Annotated in this window: 12 protein-coding genes; 5 read left to right on the top strand and 7 right to left on the bottom strand. The window is 37.6% G+C overall.

All coding sequences use genetic code 11. From position 1 onward, the window contains the following. Nucleotides 1-4 precede the first annotated feature (4 nt). From CGC52_RS06460 to CGC52_RS06470, 3 genes are all read left to right on the top strand, one after another. Nucleotides 5-661 (top strand): hypothetical protein, encoded by a 657-nt coding sequence (locus CGC52_RS06460; RefSeq protein WP_095893802.1) that lies wholly within the window; start codon nt 5-7, stop codon nt 659-661. Nucleotides 662-1015: 354 nt separating this feature from the next. Beyond that, nucleotides 1016-1897 carry a helix-turn-helix domain-containing protein gene (locus tag CGC52_RS06465; protein ID WP_095893803.1) on the top strand — a complete coding sequence of 294 codons (882 nt, stop codon included), beginning with the start codon at nt 1016-1018 and terminating at the stop codon, nt 1895-1897. Nucleotides 1898-1973: 76 nt separating this feature from the next. Further along, nucleotides 1974-2675 (top strand): IS1 family transposase, encoded by a 702-nt coding sequence (locus CGC52_RS06470; RefSeq protein WP_095893401.1) that lies wholly within the window; start codon nt 1974-1976, stop codon nt 2673-2675. Nucleotides 2676-2771: 96 nt separating this feature from the next. Here the strand turns inward: CGC52_RS06470 and CGC52_RS06475 are convergent, their stop codons facing one another. The 3 genes from CGC52_RS06475 to CGC52_RS06485 form a co-directional block, all read right to left on the bottom strand. After that, nucleotides 2772-3740, bottom strand: a complete 969-nt coding sequence (locus CGC52_RS06475; RefSeq protein WP_095893804.1) for a N(4)-(beta-N-acetylglucosaminyl)-L-asparaginase — start codon at nt 3738-3740, stop codon at nt 2772-2774. A gap of 96 nt (nt 3741-3836) precedes the next feature. Then, a complete protein-coding gene (locus CGC52_RS06480; RefSeq protein WP_095893805.1) occupies nt 3837-4328 on the bottom strand; it encodes a YqiA/YcfP family alpha/beta fold hydrolase in 492 nt (163 codons plus the stop codon). Nucleotides 4329-4378: 50 nt separating this feature from the next. After that, nucleotides 4379-5068: a Crp/Fnr family transcriptional regulator gene (locus CGC52_RS06485; protein ID WP_095893806.1), complete on the bottom strand. Its 690-nt coding sequence runs from the start codon at nt 5066-5068 to the stop codon at nt 4379-4381. Nucleotides 5069-5254: 186 nt separating this feature from the next. On the opposite strand from CGC52_RS06485, the gene CGC52_RS06490 reads away from it, so the two are divergent. Then, complete coding sequence (locus tag CGC52_RS06490) at nt 5255-7654, top strand: heavy metal translocating P-type ATPase metal-binding domain-containing protein (RefSeq protein WP_095893807.1); 2400 nt, start codon at nt 5255-5257, stop codon at nt 7652-7654. Between the two features lie 135 nt (nt 7655-7789). Further along, nucleotides 7790-9040 carry an IS4 family transposase gene (locus tag CGC52_RS06495; protein ID WP_095893404.1) on the top strand — a complete coding sequence of 417 codons (1251 nt, stop codon included), beginning with the start codon at nt 7790-7792 and terminating at the stop codon, nt 9038-9040. 154 nt (nt 9041-9194) lie between these two features. On the opposite strand, the gene trpB is transcribed toward CGC52_RS06495, so the two are convergent. The 4 genes from trpB to CGC52_RS06515 all read right to left on the bottom strand — a co-directional run bounded on the left by trpB (nt 9195) and on the right by CGC52_RS06515 (nt 15678). Beyond that, nucleotides 9195-10397: a tryptophan synthase subunit beta gene (trpB, locus tag CGC52_RS06500; protein ID WP_095893808.1), complete on the bottom strand. Its 1203-nt coding sequence runs from the start codon at nt 10395-10397 to the stop codon at nt 9195-9197. A gap of 235 nt (nt 10398-10632) precedes the next feature. Then, the gene (gene tilS / locus CGC52_RS06505) at nt 10633-11958 is read right to left on the bottom strand and encodes a tRNA lysidine(34) synthetase TilS (protein WP_095893809.1); all 1326 of its coding nucleotides are present in this window, start codon (nt 11956-11958) and stop codon (nt 10633-10635) included. Nucleotides 11959-12041: 83 nt separating this feature from the next. Next, nucleotides 12042-13307 carry an aspartate kinase gene (locus CGC52_RS06510; protein ID WP_095893810.1) on the bottom strand — a complete coding sequence of 422 codons (1266 nt, stop codon included), beginning with the start codon at nt 13305-13307 and terminating at the stop codon, nt 12042-12044. Nucleotides 13308-13491: 184 nt separating this feature from the next. Beyond that, a complete protein-coding gene (locus tag CGC52_RS06515) occupies nt 13492-15678 on the bottom strand; it encodes a glutamine synthetase III (RefSeq protein ID WP_042006720.1) in 2187 nt (728 codons plus the stop codon). Nucleotides 15679-15729: the final 51 nt, after the last annotated feature.

The raw sequence follows: 15729 nt of genomic DNA on the forward strand, positions 1-15729 counted from the left end.
AGAAATGAGACATCAACATATCATAAAATCGTTATTATTGCTTTTTGTAGTAGCTTTAACGGCTTGTAGTAAAGAAGAAGATACTCCCACACCTGCCCCCACACCCCCCGATATGCAATTGACCCTTACGGAAGTGTCACTTATGCAAGGGCTACACACGCAGGTAGGGCTTAGCAATGCCTCGCAGGTGAGCATCACCCCCAACACTTCCGATGTTGCCACCCTAACCTACGAAAAAGGACAACTCAACATACGGGCAACAAAAGCCGGAAGCGTTACCTTTAAAATAACCGATGCTACCAATAGCAAACGTTCGGTAAGCCTCAAAGTGAATGTAGTTCCTGTCAAATTCGGAATTATGGAAAACATCGGCGGAGCGATGAAAGTAGAGACCAAATATCGGTATCAAACCCCCAAAACGTTGCACACGGCAGTTTCCGCAACCGACAGAAAGACGCATTTCTTGAAATTAGAGCTTCCTACGGTGTGGAAAGAGGGCGAGGCAACTACGGTGCTTTACAAAGATGCATCGGCTACTCAACCCAACCCGATCAAAGCCTCTGTGTTGCAGTTGTATCGTCAGCAAGGGTTGCCTTTGGTGGTTTATTTGGTTTCGGAGGATAAAAAACAGTACTTTGTATTCCCGATATTAGAAAAATAGAACGGATTTCAATCTTAGATTTATGATAAAACCACATAGGGACATAGAAAAACTATGTTTCTATGTGGTTTGTTTTAAATGGATTACAGGTGTAATCTGTTGTTGTTTTTCGCAACCACATAGGGACATAGAAAAAACGATGTTTCTATGTGGTTTGTGTTTAAGAAAATGTATTATGCTGAAAATGAATGCTTCCACATTACCTTTCGCCGACTTTGCCTCCAATGCTATTTTTTCGTGAGGGGAGACGCTTCTGTTCTTATCAGTACCTTTGCAAAATGACGTAAAAAAGGCGTATTAAAAATTAGAGTAAAAAGCTGAAATCCTCATATCTTTGCGAAAAATAGGAAAGCTATGAATATTGAAAAACTATCACAAAAAATTAAGGAATTACGAAAAATGAAATGTCTTTCGCAAGAGGAATTAGCAACCCAAGCGGGAGTTTCTCTCCGAACCATTCAGCGTGTGGAAAAAGCAGAAAACACACCTTCAGGAGAAACTTTAAAACGTATACTAACCACTTTGGGTACTTCATACGAAACACTTATTGCTGAGACTATAACCGAAAAGCCCTTGCGAACCCTACAAGGTGTAAAAGAGTATCTGCATATTTTTAGCGATAAACTGATAATCAATAGGTCTGTTACTCCTGAAAATATCACAAAAACTTACGAAAAATCTATTTCGTATTTGTTTAAAACGTTGGGTGTTGTATTTATTGGAACATTATTATTTTCTATAATAGCCGTTGTACTTTTCTTTTTGGACAACACTGATTTGGCTATTTTTGCAACTGGTTTTGCAACCATTTTTCTGATAGTGACTTTCCTCATAATGTGGTTTTCTTCGGGGACAGCTCCCTATATTGAACGTAAACATATTGTAGCAACAAAAATAGAGAACACGAAACTCGGAAATATTCATTTCATAATAACTTACCGAGACGGAAAACGTATAAAAGAAAGGTCAATTACTTTCGAAACTCGTGATTTAATGTATATTCAAGAAGGATTAATTTCTGAGAATCTTTTGGAAAATGATAAAGTAAGTCAAAATTACGATACTTTAATTATTATGTTCTCCATACCTATATTATCTTCCTTAGCAAGATTTTCTGATAAATTTGATTTTCCTGTAATTATTACTCTATGGAGCTTAACTGGTATTGTTTGTATAGCAATGAAAGTCATCATAAAATCAATTCGAAATAACAAAAAATACGCTCAATCACTTTAATTTTTTAGGTCGTGTTTTAAAAAGTATGATGGTATAAAAATTTGACAATCAGGGAATAAAGTTGTATTTTTGTTGAATGCTAATAACAATTACACTCCATTGCCCCAATTGTCAAAGCACAAAGATAGTCAAAAATGGGAATAAAAAGAACAAAAAACAAAACTATCTTTGCAAAACCTGTAAACGCCAATTTATCGGCGATCATAATCTGACCTACAAAGGTTGGGCTTCGCATATTGCTGCGAAAATTCTCTTGCTTTTGGCAAGAAATGTAGGTATTCGTGATATTGCTGAAATTGAAAAAGTTAGCATCAAAAAAGTACTTTCGGTTTTGGTAAATTTCAATCGAGAAATCAAACCCAAACAAAACAAATACAAATCGTTACAAGTTGATGAACTTTGGACTTTTGTAGGAAAAAAGAAAAACAAAAAGTGGTTGATTTATGCTTATTCTGCTGAAACAAAGGAAATTGTAGCGTGGGTATGGGGCAAACGAAACATAAAAACAGCCCAAAAACTTCGTGAGAAATTGAAGAAATTGGGTGTTAGTTTTGATGAGATTTGTACAGATAATTGGGAAGCTTTTGCGTCTGTTTTTCAAGAATATACACATAAAGTAGGTAAAAAATACACTACTGATATTGAAGGAAACAACACACTTTTGAGACATCGGATACGCCGAGCGGTGAGGAAAACTTGTTGTTTTTCAAAAAAGTTTGAAAACCATATAAAAGCTTTTGAAATTGTGTTTTTCTACATCAATTTTGGATGGATTTGAGTATCATACCTTGTGTAACTCTACCATTTTTTAAAATACAAAACGCACCAAATAGTTCAATTTATTTGGTGCGTTTTTTACATTTATAAAATCGTTTTACTCCATCATATACGTAGCATCAATGAGTGTATTTTGCTGATTTTTAGATTGTAATGCATAGTTAAATCCTTTTCGAACGCAAAATGCCCCAATTTCACCACTTTTACTCAAAGCGATAAATCCTACTTGCAGATGCTCCAATTCTGGCGTATTTTTATACAAATCATAAATGCGTTTGGTTACGATTTCACAAGCCTCTTGCGGAGATTTTCCGTGTCGCATCAGCTCTACCACCATCGCACTACCCGCCGTACGGATAACCGCTTCGCCCAAACCTGTTGCTGCGGCTGCTCCTACTTCATTGTCCAAGAACAGCCCTCCACCGATGATGGGTGAATCGCCGACTCTACCCGCCATTTTCCAAGCCATTCCGCTGGTAGTACAAGCCCCTGAAAGATTTCCGTTTTCGTCCAATGCCAACATACTAATCGTGTCGTGGTTTTCAATATTGATAATAGGCTTATATTGAGAGGTTTTCAGCCATTCTTCATAAGCCTTCTTTGACTTTTCAGTCAGTAAATCTTCTTCTTTAAATCCTTGTGAAAGAGCAAATTGCTTAGCTCCGTCACCCACGAGCATTACGTGAGGCGTTTTTTCCATTACCAAACGAGCCACCGAAATGGGGTGTTTGATGTTTTTCAAACAAGCTACCGAACCCGCATTGTTTTGGCTGTCCATAATACAGGCGTCGAGCGTCACGTTTCCTTCTCGGTCTGGATATCCGCCATAACCTACCGATGTTTCTTCGGGATCGGCTTCGGCAGTCATCACGCCTTTTTCAACCGCATCTAAGGCACTTCCGCCCGAGGCGAGGATTTTCCAAGCAGCATCGTTAGCAGGTAATCCGTGATTCCAAGTACTGATAACCACAGGTTTAACAATAGTTTTTTCCTCCGTATTTTTCGTAACCGTTTGATTACAAGCTGATAGAAGAACGCATAAACTTACAAAATACGCTTTTTTCATTTTATTTTATGGTTTTTGGTTTTATTTTTTGTGTTTCATTTCAAAACAGTCATTTCTTGCTAAAATCGCTCTGTTTTTCAAAAAAAACAATCTGTTCTATCTGATTTGAGTAAAGAAAAATTCCACTTCCTTTCGGAAAATATCAATGTCATACGAATGTTGCATTGTATTAGTGAAATGAATATTAATGTTTTGATTTTCAGATATATCCTCTTTTATAATTTCGATAGATTCCCACGCTGAGATAATTTTGTCTTGTCCTCCAACTACAATTTGCATATACTCTTTATAGTTCTTGTTGAACGCGGTGGGTATAGGCATTTCGGCTCTGAATGTCAATGCTGGGTTGAATAATAGACATGGTTTTTGTAAATATTGAGCCAAGTAATACGCCACCAATCCTCCCGCACTCGACCCTATGATAGCTTCGATGTCAGCATAATTTTGTTGGAGTTTTTGAAACAAATTAGGCGTGTTTTTATAGTCAATGGTAGGGCCTTCGACCGTTCCATAGGTTTGTAAAACAGCTCTTCGGTCGTCCTGCAATAGGCTGTCCAATCCGTGTAAGTATAGAAGTCTGTTTGTCATATTAAAATTAAGTTTTGACAACCAAGTTCAGAGATGCAATATATTAGCCTTTACATTCCTTGTGAAGTTTTATCTAATTGCTTTCTATTCAACACTTTGATTCGTTTTGCTTTGGTTTCTATCCATCCGTTTTTGGTAAATTCAGATAGCATCCTGATGAGAGATTCAGTGGCAGAGCCTATCATTGTTCCGATTTCTTCTCTTGAAAGTTGCATATTGATATATCCATCATGGTCTTTTCCAAAGATTTCTTCCAAAAACATAAGGGTCTGTGCAAGTCTCTGTTTAACAGTTTTTTGTGCTAAGTCGAGGATAGCATCGTCGGCTTGTTTGAGTTCATCGCATATATTTTTAAAGAGTTCCGATGAAAAAAAGTGATTTTCAGCAAAAGAGTTTTGAAAGTCTTCTTTTGGAATCAAACACGCCTGTACGTCGGTTAACGCTGTTGCGGTAAGACTTACGGGACGTTTGGTAATAATACTTTTTTGCCCTAAGATATCACCTTTGGTAACAAATCGCACTATTTGGTTTTTTCCTCCAAAGCTCAACTTAGTAAGTTTACAAAAGCCTTCGCTGATGCAATAGACCCCCGGTAGCATATCACCTTCCTCAAAAATAACCTCTCCCTTTTTTATGACTATGGATGTCTTATGTTCTGATATACAGCAAAGTTGCCTTTCGTTTAAGGTTTTTAACGCATTCTGATTTCTAACAGAACATTTCTCACAGCGAGTCGGCATAAGCAGATTTGATTTTGTTTAGTTTCGCAAAGATATAAAATTAGTAATAGAAGTCATAATTTTTTTGTAACTTTGCCACTTTATATAGTAGGTAATGTACCCGAAAGAAAATTAGCGAAAGGAGAATTACAAGGTTTTTCTCAATCCTAATCGGGAAATGTTATTACCTAACCTCTAATGTAATTTATGTCGAATACTTGTTATCATTGTGGCAATGAATGCGATAGTCGTCCGTTGGAACTTGACGATAAGATTTTCTGTTGCTTAGGCTGTAAAACGGTCTATGAACTGTTATCAGAAAATAATTTAACTTCCTACTACGACCTTGAAAAAACCCCAGGAGCTCGTCCGGAGGCTTCTTCGGAAAAATATGCTTTCTTGGACAATGAAAAAATTGTAGATAAACTACTGGAATTTAATGACGGCAACGTTCAAGTTGTCAGTTTGTATATTCCTCATATTCATTGTAGTTCATGTATTTGGGTTCTTGAGAACTTGGATCGTTTGCACAAAGGAGTAACCACAGCTTTGGTAAATTTCCCTAAGAAAACAGTACGCATCACTTATAACGCTGACATGCTAACCCTTAAAGAGTTAGTACTTCTGTTAGCTCATATTGGTTATTCACCTTACATCAGTTTGGATGATTATCAATCCAAAAAAAACAATCCAAATCGCGATATTTACTACAAATTAGGGGTGGCAGCTTTTGCTTTTGGAAACGTGATGTTACTGTCCTTTCCCGAGTATTTTGAGGCTGATGAATTTTGGATTGAGCAGTACAAGCCTTTTTTCCGTTGGCTGATGTTTTTTCTTTCATTACCCGTGATGTTTTACTCGGCTTCGGATTATTTTATTTCAGCGTATAAGGGTATCAGAAGTGGTTTTTTGAATATTGACATCCCTTTAGCTTTAGGAATTTTAGCAATGTTCGTCCGTAGTTGCTACGACATATTAACAGATTCGGGGCAAGGATTTTTCGACAGCCTTAACAGCTTGGTTTTCCTATTGTTAATAGGCAAGTTTTTTCAACAACGTACGTATGATTTTCTGTCGTTTGAACGTGACTACAAAAGCTATTTCCCTATCGGTATAACCAAAATTCATCCCGATGGAAAGGAAGAAAGCGTTCAGGTTTACGACATTCAACAAGGCGATAGGCTACTGATTCGCAATCAAGAACTTATCCCAGTGGACGCAATTCTGATCCGTGGTGAAGGACATATCGATTACAGTTTCGTAACCGGTGAAGCTGATCCGATGCAGAAACTCAGTGGAGATAAACTTTTTGCAGGTGGAAAACAAACGCAAGGAGCCATTGAAATAGAAGCTCTTAAAGGAATTTCACAAAGCTATTTGACCCAACTTTGGAGCAATGATGTATTCAACAAAGACAAAGATGATGATTTTAAATCTTTAACAGATAAAGTTAGTAAATACTTTACCATCATCATTTTGTCCATTTCGTTAATTTCATTACTCGTTTGGATTTTACGTGCTTACTGGGGAATTTCAGCTCCTGTGATGGCACTAAACGTATTTACAGCAGTACTCATCATTGCTTGTCCGTGTGCATTAGCCATTTCAGCTCCGTTTACTTTGGGAAATATGCTTCGGATTTTTGGTCAGCGTAAATTATACCTCAAAAACAGTAAAGTAATCGAAAAAATGGCAAAAATTGACACCATTATTTTCGACAAAACAGGAACTATCACCACAGCTAATAAATCTGATTTAACCTACGAAGGTATTAGCTTAACCCCTAATGAACAGCGAGTTGTAAAGAATACATTGCGAAATTCTAATCATCCGTTGAGCCGTCAGGTCTATGACTTTTTGGAGGTTTCGGACAACTCCAAACTTATTGATAATTTCGAAGAAATTACAGGAAAAGGAATCCAAGCTACGGTTGAAGGTATTGCTGTGAAAATTGGATCAGCGAGTTTTGTAGGGAAACACGTAGAACACAACAACTTGAAGACCAGCGTACACGTGTCCTTAGATAATGTTTATAAAGGATGTTTTGTGTTTCACAATTCCTATCGCGATGGGATTTCGGAGTTGTTTACATCATTATCATCTGATTATGAAATTGTTATTCTCTCAGGTGATAATGAAAGCGAACAGATGAACTTGGAAAAAATATTACCTAAGGGTTCTATTCTTCTTTTTAATCAAAAACCTGAAGATAAGTTGCTTTACATCAAACATTTGCAAGAAAAAGGTAAAAAAGTGATGATGGTAGGCGATGGATTGAATGATGCAGGAGCTTTAAAACAAAGTGATGTAGGCATCGCTCTCTCTGAAAATGTAAATGTATTCTCACCTGCTTGTGATGGCATTATGGACGCTTCAAAAATCAAGCAATTGAATGTTTTTATGGCACTTACGAAAAAATCAATGCAAATCATTAAAGGTAGTTTTGTGCTATCGTTCCTCTATAATATGGTGGGAATAACCTTTGCTGTTCTGGGATTGCTTTCGCCCTTGGTGGCAGCCATCTTGATGCCTTTAAGTTCAATAACCATTGTTCTTTTTACTACTATTAGTGCTAATGTAGCCTCTGTCAAAAGATTAGGGAAGTAAAATGCTTTGTGATTATTCTTTTTTTTGAAAAACATAAGTATTTCAATATTTCATATCACAACTATCCGAAACTTTTAAAATAAAAGTTGCCTGAGAATGTCGTATATTTGAAAAATTCCCATTTTTTTTTCAATTATGGCACTCTTCAGGCGAAGCAAAAATACAAATAAACCCGTAATCAGACAAATTTTAGATCTCATTCCTGCGCATATTTTAAGAGCGGAAATCGCTAAACATCAGTCCGATAAGGGAAAGTCTACCTATAAAACTCGCGACCAATTGGTGGCACTAACTTTCGGACAGCTGAATAAATGCTATACGCTATCCGACATAAGTTGCGGATTATCAGTTAGTAGCACTTTCCTAAGCGATCTCCAACTCAAACAAAGTCCCGCAAAATCAACAATGAGTGATGGAAACAAAGTAAGACATTATGGAGTATTTAAAGATTTGTATTCTAGTCTTTTAAAGTATTACAAACACTCTTTAAAAGCCAAACATCAAAGTCATATCATCGATGAAATCCAAAACCACAAAATAAAAATCATTGACAGTACTACCATTAGCCTGTGTTTAAGCCTTTTCAACTGGGCAAAATATCGGACAGCTAAAGGCGGACTCAAAATTCACACCGTTTGGGACGATCAACTTGGATTGCCTGAAATGGTCAATATCACCGAAGCTAAAACACACGATAGCAAAGGATTACAACAAAATATCTATCCGAAAAACACCATCATTGTTGAGGATAGAGGCTATTTTGATTTTAGTTTGATGCTGGGCAGAATCCATTGCCAAAATACTTTTGTTACGCGAATTAAGTCCAACACGCTCTACCAAAGTCTCGAAGAACGAGACCTGCCTGATGAAAAAGACCACGACATCCTCAAAGATGAAATCATCGTTTTGACCTCAAAAAAGGCGGTAGAAAGTGGTATTGATCAAGAGAAATTGCGTTTGGTAAAGGTTTATAAGCAAGATGGCAACAAAACCATAGAAATCATCACCAATAATATGGATTGGACGGCGAGAACCATTGCGGATTTGTACAAAAAACGATGGGATATTGAGTTGTTTTTCAAGGCGATGAAGCAAAATTTACAGATAAAAACTTTTCTTGGAACGAGTGAAAATGCGGTGAAATCACAGATTTATGTATCTTTGATTTGCTATCTTCTGTTGGAGTTGATAAAGCGATTTTATAGCGATAAAAAGACGGCATTTAGTAATTTTTGCGAGAAAATAAGGGTGTGCCTTATGCATTATTTAACCTTGAATTATGTATGCAATGAGCTGAAACCGATTGTAAAAAAAGCAAAAAAACCACCTGAAAACACACTCTTTGACAGAGATAATTCCGCACAACAAACAAGTCTGCCCTTATAAATAAAGGGTTGACAAGGAATTTTATGAGTTTTCAAAAAACTTTCGGACGGCTGTGATTTCATATGTAATATATTAAAAATAAACCACATAGATATATAGTTTTTTCTATGTGGTTTATTTGAAATTTTCGGTAGTTTTCGGATAATGAATGCTTTTACATTTCTCTCTCCACGTCTTTATCTCCTCTTCCTGACAGATTTACGATTGAAAGGCTGTTTTTGTTTTTCAATAGTTTTACTGCCAATGCCACCGCATGAGACGATTCAATGGCGGGAATGATACCTTCCAATCGGGCAAGGAGTTTGAAGGATTCGATTGCCTCCTCATCGGTCACGGAAAAATAGGAAGCTCTTTGGCTGTCTTTTAGGTAGGCATGTTGTGGACTAATTCCGGGGTAATCCAATCCTGCTGCTATTGATTTTGAAGCGATTGGATTTTTGTCCGTATCAGTTAAGCAGTAGGAGTACGTTCCTTGGAAAACGATTGGAGTTCCATAATTGAGCGTAGCGGCGGTGTTGTTAGCTATGTTTTTTCCTCCGCCTTCGGCTCCGTACATTTTGACCTGAGGATCGTCAATAAAAGCTGAAAACAGACCAATAGCATTTGACCCTCCACCAAGACAGGCGATAACGCTATCGGGCAAACGTCCCTCTTTGTTTAGAATTTGTTGCCGAGCCTCGTTGCCAATCACGCTTTGGAAATATCCCACCATTTTAGGATACGGATGAGGCCCCACTTGTGAGCCTAACAAATAAAAACTATCTGGATGATTGATGTAATAGTCCAAAGCGGAGTCTACAGCATCCTTAAGTGTTTGATTTCCTGTGGTTGCAGCTACGATTTCAGCTCCCAATAGTCGCATTCGTCGAACGTTGAGAGCTTGGCGTTCCATGTCCACAGCCCCCATGAATATTTTACAAGGCAATCCCAAAAAAGCACAAGCCGTTGCGGTTGCCACGCCGTGTTGTCCTGCACCTGTTTCGGCAATAATTTCTTTAGCACCCATTTTTTTAGCTAACAAAATTTGCCCAACGGCATTGTTAATTTTATGGGAGCCAGTGTGATTCAGGTCTTCACGCTTCAAATAGATTTTTGACCCCACATATTCACTCAGGTTTTTAGCATAGTAAAGCGACGATGGCCTACCCACAAAATCTTTTAACACATCGATAAATTCGGTTCTGAATTCATCCGTTTGGGTGATCTGATCAAAAAAGTCACTGAGTTTTTTCAGTTGAGTTTCCAAAACAGGAGGCACAAACGCCCCGCCATAAACGCCATAAGTTCCGTTGTTTTCCAACATTTTAGCCACAGGTGACACCTCTGTTTGTGGCTGTTTTTTGAATTGATTTTCCATTTTAAATGCGTTTTAATTGTTAATTTCTTTATTTTTGACAACAAAAAAAGCCGTTAGGAAGACCTAACGACTTTTGTTTGTTCTTAACTTTAATTATGTGAGCGATATGATTACAATACAAAAACCCAATTACCTTCCCTTGTTGAGATTGTAATTGTTCCACCAATTTTTATATGTAAATGTATAAATCATTCCTTCGATTCAAATAACTTGTGCAAATGTACGAAAAAACATTTTATTCTTCCAAATAAAATTGTATTTTTTTTTCGAAAAATTGAATTTTTAGGATTTTTCGCGTATTTTTGGTTACTTTGAATCGGTTATCAAGACGTCTACCAACCACCCAAACGATGTCCGCTCCCGAGCAAAGTAGCCATTGTTGTTCCTTTTCTATCAAAGAATATTTTTCGTCCTTAAAAAATTTGCTGAGTTTCTTTTTTCCGACCATCCCAAATGGGTAGAAATAATCTCCATCTTTTTTGTGGCGAATCACCAAGGGATAGTTTATCAAATCGGCATCTACAAAAATTTGATTGTCGGAAAACTCACCAACTTCCTCAACAAAATCAAAATGCAACCTTATCGGAAAATCAATGGATTCGGAAAATTCTTTGATTTGATAAATTTCTTCAGAAATTTCGGTTTTAGATTCTAAAATCCATTGATTCCGATTTTTTAGCAGACGATGAGACGAAGAGAATAATTGCTTCCCCGATTCGGATTCTAACAATTGTTTCAAATCCTGAAGATTTGAAAATCCATACGGATAAAACAACTTATGCAACACAAAATCAATGTTTTGGAGTTGTTTCAATACTTCCAAATCCACAAAGATACGATTATTTTCCTCAGTAAATATGTTTTTTTTGAGTTCAGAGATATGAAAATCAACGAAATCCGCCGTTTGTTGCAAATGAAAGAGAGTTTGTTGAAAATTTTGAATAAATGTAGGGTGTAGTTCTTTCAATTTTGGCGAAATATGATGCCGGATATTGTTTCTCAAATACACATCGGAAGCATTGGAGCTATCCTCTCGCCAAGAAAGCTGATTTTCAACAGCATATCGATACAATTCATCACGAGAAAAAGCCAATAACGGACGGATAATTTTACCGTTTTTCGGAGGTATTCCCAGCAATCCGTCTAAGCCCGTGCCTCGCGAAAGATGGATGATGAAAGTTTCCAAATTATCATCCGCATGATGTGCTACGGCAATGTAATCACACTGCTTTTCGGTAGCAACAGTTTCAAACCATTCATAGCGGAGTTTTCGAGCAGTTAATTGTGTATTTGTTTGATTTTCAGATATATATTTTTTTGTATCGAATCGCTTCACCAAGGTTTCAATGTTGAGTTTATCTCCAAAATCAACAACAAACTGTTGGTCGGCATCGCTCTCCGCACCTCGCAACTGAAAATTGCAATGAGCCAAAATAATATCAATCCCCAACCGATATAAACAATGCGTAAGCACAACGCTGTCAAGTCCTCCACTAATGGCGACCAACACTCGTTTGCTTAGCAACGAGTAACGGGTAATATGATTCTCTAAATCTAACATCTGTTGTTCGAGTTTTACACCTCCAAAGAATCTGTAAATTAACGGTAAAACCTCATTTTTAGTATTGTAGGAAACAAAACTGATTATTTTTCCGAATTATTGCTAACGATAATCTGTACCGTGTTTTTTAGCACTTGCTTTAACAATACATTCTTGTTGTTTTCAACCTCACCGATAGCCTCTTCCGTAGCGTGTCGGATGGTGTAAAGATCCACGTTTTCCGCTACCGATACTCTGAATTTGGCTTCTAACTTTTCCAACAGATGAGTGAGCGTGTCGAATTTATTATCCACGCAAACGGAAAAGCTAATAGCTGAGTTCTGGATAACGCTCACTTTCATTTTAGCATCATGCAGTTGCTTGAAAATGTAGCTTATGTGATCTTCCATAATGAACGAAAAATCCAGTGACGAAAGGGAAATCATCACTTGTCCTTTTTTCAAGATGAAACACGGCACCTTTGGTTCCAGTTCCGCTACATTGCAAACAGCACTTCCTGTAGCCGTTGGGTTTATAAATGATTTAACGTATAGCGGTATCTCCTTCTGTTGCAAAGGCTGTAAGGTTTTCGGGTGAATTACCGAAGCTCCATAGAACGCCAATTCGATAGCCTCTTTATACGGGATTTTGTGCAACAATTGTGTTTTTTCGAAATAGCGTGGGTCAGCATTCAACACCCCTGGAACGTCCTTCCAGATGGTCACACTGCTTGCGTTCAGGCAATAGGCAAAAATAGCGGCTGTATAGTCCGATCCTTCGCGTCCTAACGTGGTGGTAAAAAAGTTAGCATCACTCCCTAAAAACCCTTGAGTAATGTTCAATAATGATTTGTTGACGCTGTTGGTAATGTTCTCTTGGGTTTCTTCCCAATTCACACTACCATCACGATAGTTACTATCGGTTTTTATGAGATTTCTCACATCAATCCAGGTGTTTTTTATGCCAGTGTCATTCAAATATTGACTGATAATGGTTGTAGAAAGTAATTCCCCAAAACTTACCACTTGGTCGTACACAAAACTGTGTTTTGGAGACTTGTTTCTTTCCAAAAAAGATTCTAATTCCGCAAAAAGCCCATCTACTTTCCAATAAACGGGATGATTTTCATTCGAAAAAAGTTCTTTTATGATGTTATAATGAAAATCTTTTATGACTTTAATGGTGTCATTAAGGATGTATTTATCCTTAAAATAAGCGTAAATGACATCTTCCAATGCATTGGTAGTCTTCCCCATTGCGGAAATCACGATGAGGGTGTCAGAATATCCAACTTGTTCCAAAATTGAGGCTACATTGCGAACCCCAGCAGCATCTTTCACAGACGCTCCTCCGAATTTGAATATTTGCATAAAAAATTATTTGTTTTGATTTCGTTGCAAAAGTACATAAAATCGAAATACGAAAAAGAATTTTCTGTGATTTATTCAATAAAATAACTTTTTGTTTTTACTGTAACATTTTGTGACAAAAAACTTTTTAAATCTCGTAAGATAATAAGAGGCGTACTGTAAGTACGCCTCTACTCACTATTCCCTAATTCGTAAATAGCAACTCGCGATATTTTGTCAATGTCCACAGTTCATCATCAACCATTATCTCAAGCTTGTCACAGTGATAACGTATCTGATCGAAAAACGGTTTCACCTCGTTGCAGTAAATTTTAGCGGTTTCCTCTGCGTTTTTGGCTTTGTTAGCTTTTTTACGAGCCTCTATCATATCATCTACTTTACTGTGAATCACTTTGATATGTTCAGAAATTCGCTTAATAAGCTCTACCTGCTCTGAAGCAACGTCCATATAACCATCTCCAAAAATTTCTTTTAACCCACGGACGTTTTCGATAAGTGTGTTCTGATATTTGACTGCGGTGGGAACTACGTGATTTCGAGCAATATCCCCGATCAAACGTCCTTCAATTTGGATGTTTTTAGCATATTCTTCCAACTCAATCTCATAACGAGCTTCCAATTCAACTCTCGTCATAACGTTCATGGATTCAAAAAGTTGTATTGTTTTTTCTGAGACATTAGCTTTCAAGGCTTCGGGCGTAGTTTTATTGTTGCTTAGCCCACGTCGCATCGCCTCCTCTTCCCATTCTTGACTGTATCCGTCTCCTTCGAAACGTATTTTTTTGGATTGTTTGATATACTCACGTAGCACGTTGAAGATTGCATCGTCCTTTTTCAATCCTTTTTCCTCGATTAAAACATCCACTTCTTTTTTGAAGTCAATCAATTGTTTTGCTACGATGGTGTTGATGATTGTTACAGGTTTTCCGCAGTTTGCTTTTGAGCCTACGGCACGAAACTCGAATTTGTTTCCAGTGAAAGCAAATGACGAGGTTCGGTTTCTGTCCGTATTGTCTAAAAATAAATCCGGGATTTTTCCTACAACATTGAGTTTTAGGTCTGTTTTTTCTTCGGGAGATAGCTTTCCTGTGGAAACATCTTCCAATTCGTCCAGCACTTTAGTCAACTGCTGCCCGATAAATACCGAAACGATAGCCGGAGGAGCTTCATTTGCTCCCAAACGATGGTCATTACTTGCTGAGGCTACCGAAGCTCGTAATAATTCTTCATATTCACATACCGCTTTGATCGTACAGATGAAAAAGGTCAAGAATTGTAGATTTTTCATAGGTGTTTTTCCTGGAGCTAATAGGTTTACTCCTGTGTCCGTTGCCAATGACCAGTTGTTGTGCTTCCCTGAACCGTTAATTCCTGCAAATGGCTTTTCGTGAAATAAAACTATAAAATCATGTCGCTCAGCAACTTTGTTCATCACATCCATCAAAAGGGAATTCTGATCTACCGCTAAATTGGCTTCCTCAAAAATTGGAGCTAACTCAAACTGATTAGGAGCCACCTCATTATGACGTGTTTTGACAGGAATACCCAGCAATAGACATTCTTGCTCTAAATCACGCATATAGCTTAAAACACGACCTGGTATTGACCCAAAATAATGGTCATCCAACTGTTGCCCTTTGGCAGGGGTATGTCCCAACAAAGTACGTCCTGCAATCATCAAATCAGGACGCGTACTTGCCAAATCTTTGTCAATCAAAAAATACTCTTGCTCCCATCCTAAGGTTGAGATAACTTTGGTTACGTTTTTATCAAAATATTTAGCTACTTCGGTCGCCGCTTGGTCAATCGCCGTTAGGGCTTTCAATAGGGGAGTTTTATTATCAAGAGCTTCACCCGTATAAGAAATAAAAATCGTTGGGATACAAAGTGCTGTTCCATAGATAAATACAGGAGATGTTGGATCCCAAGCCGTATATCCACGAGCTTCAAAAGTGTCGCGAATTCCTCCATTTGGAAAACTCGACGCATCTGACTCTTGTTGCACTAACTGACCTCCACCAAATTTTTCGATAGCCCTGCCTCTTCCTATCGGTTCAAAAAAAGCATCGTGTTTTTCAGCCGTTGAACCTGTTAAAGGCTGAAACCAATGGCTGTAATGAGTAGCTCCTTTTGAAATTGCCCAATCACGCATGGCTGTAGCAACTTGATCGGCAATTTTGCGGTCTATCTTTGCTCCATACTGAATGGCGTTCATCACGCTTTCAAAGGCTTCCTTAGTCATATACTGACGCATGGTTTCCTCATTGAAAACATTTTCCCCAAAAAGTTCGGAGCGTTTTCCTTTTTCTGTAATAACAACGGGCTTTCTTTTGCCCACTTCTTTCAAGGCATGAAATCGTAAATTTGGCATAGTTGTATGATTTTTATGGGGCAAAATTACAAAAAGAAGATGAAAATACAA

The organism is Capnocytophaga sp. H2931, assembly GCF_002302535.1.
GTDB classification, from domain to species: domain Bacteria; phylum Bacteroidota; class Bacteroidia; order Flavobacteriales; family Flavobacteriaceae; genus Capnocytophaga; species Capnocytophaga canis.

Bases quoted from the DNA above. Each gene is read 5' to 3' on its own strand.
- CGC52_RS06460 (WP_095893802.1), top strand. From the start codon at position 5: ATGAGACATCAACATATCATAAAATCGTTATTATTGCTTTTTGTAGTA.
- CGC52_RS06465 (WP_095893803.1), top strand. From the start codon at position 1,016: ATGAATATTGAAAAACTATCACAAAAAATTAAGGAATTACGAAAAATG.
- CGC52_RS06470 (WP_095893401.1), top strand. From the start codon at position 1,974: ATGCTAATAACAATTACACTCCATTGCCCCAATTGTCAAAGCACAAAG.
- CGC52_RS06475 (WP_095893804.1), bottom strand. From the start codon at position 3,740: ATGAAAAAAGCGTATTTTGTAAGTTTATGCGTTCTTCTATCAGCTTGT.
- CGC52_RS06480 (WP_095893805.1), bottom strand. From the start codon at position 4,328: ATGACAAACAGACTTCTATACTTACACGGATTGGACAGCCTATTGCAG.
- CGC52_RS06485 (WP_095893806.1), bottom strand. From the start codon at position 5,068: ATGCCGACTCGCTGTGAGAAATGTTCTGTTAGAAATCAGAATGCGTTA.
- CGC52_RS06490 (WP_095893807.1), top strand. From the start codon at position 5,255: ATGTCGAATACTTGTTATCATTGTGGCAATGAATGCGATAGTCGTCCG.
- CGC52_RS06495 (WP_095893404.1), top strand. From the start codon at position 7,790: ATGGCACTCTTCAGGCGAAGCAAAAATACAAATAAACCCGTAATCAGA.
- trpB (WP_095893808.1), bottom strand. From the start codon at position 10,397: ATGGAAAATCAATTCAAAAAACAGCCACAAACAGAGGTGTCACCTGTG.
- tilS (WP_095893809.1), bottom strand. From the start codon at position 11,958: ATGTTAGATTTAGAGAATCATATTACCCGTTACTCGTTGCTAAGCAAA.
- CGC52_RS06510 (WP_095893810.1), bottom strand. From the start codon at position 13,307: ATGCAAATATTCAAATTCGGAGGAGCGTCTGTGAAAGATGCTGCTGGG.
- CGC52_RS06515 (WP_042006720.1), bottom strand. From the start codon at position 15,678: ATGCCAAATTTACGATTTCATGCCTTGAAAGAAGTGGGCAAAAGAAAG.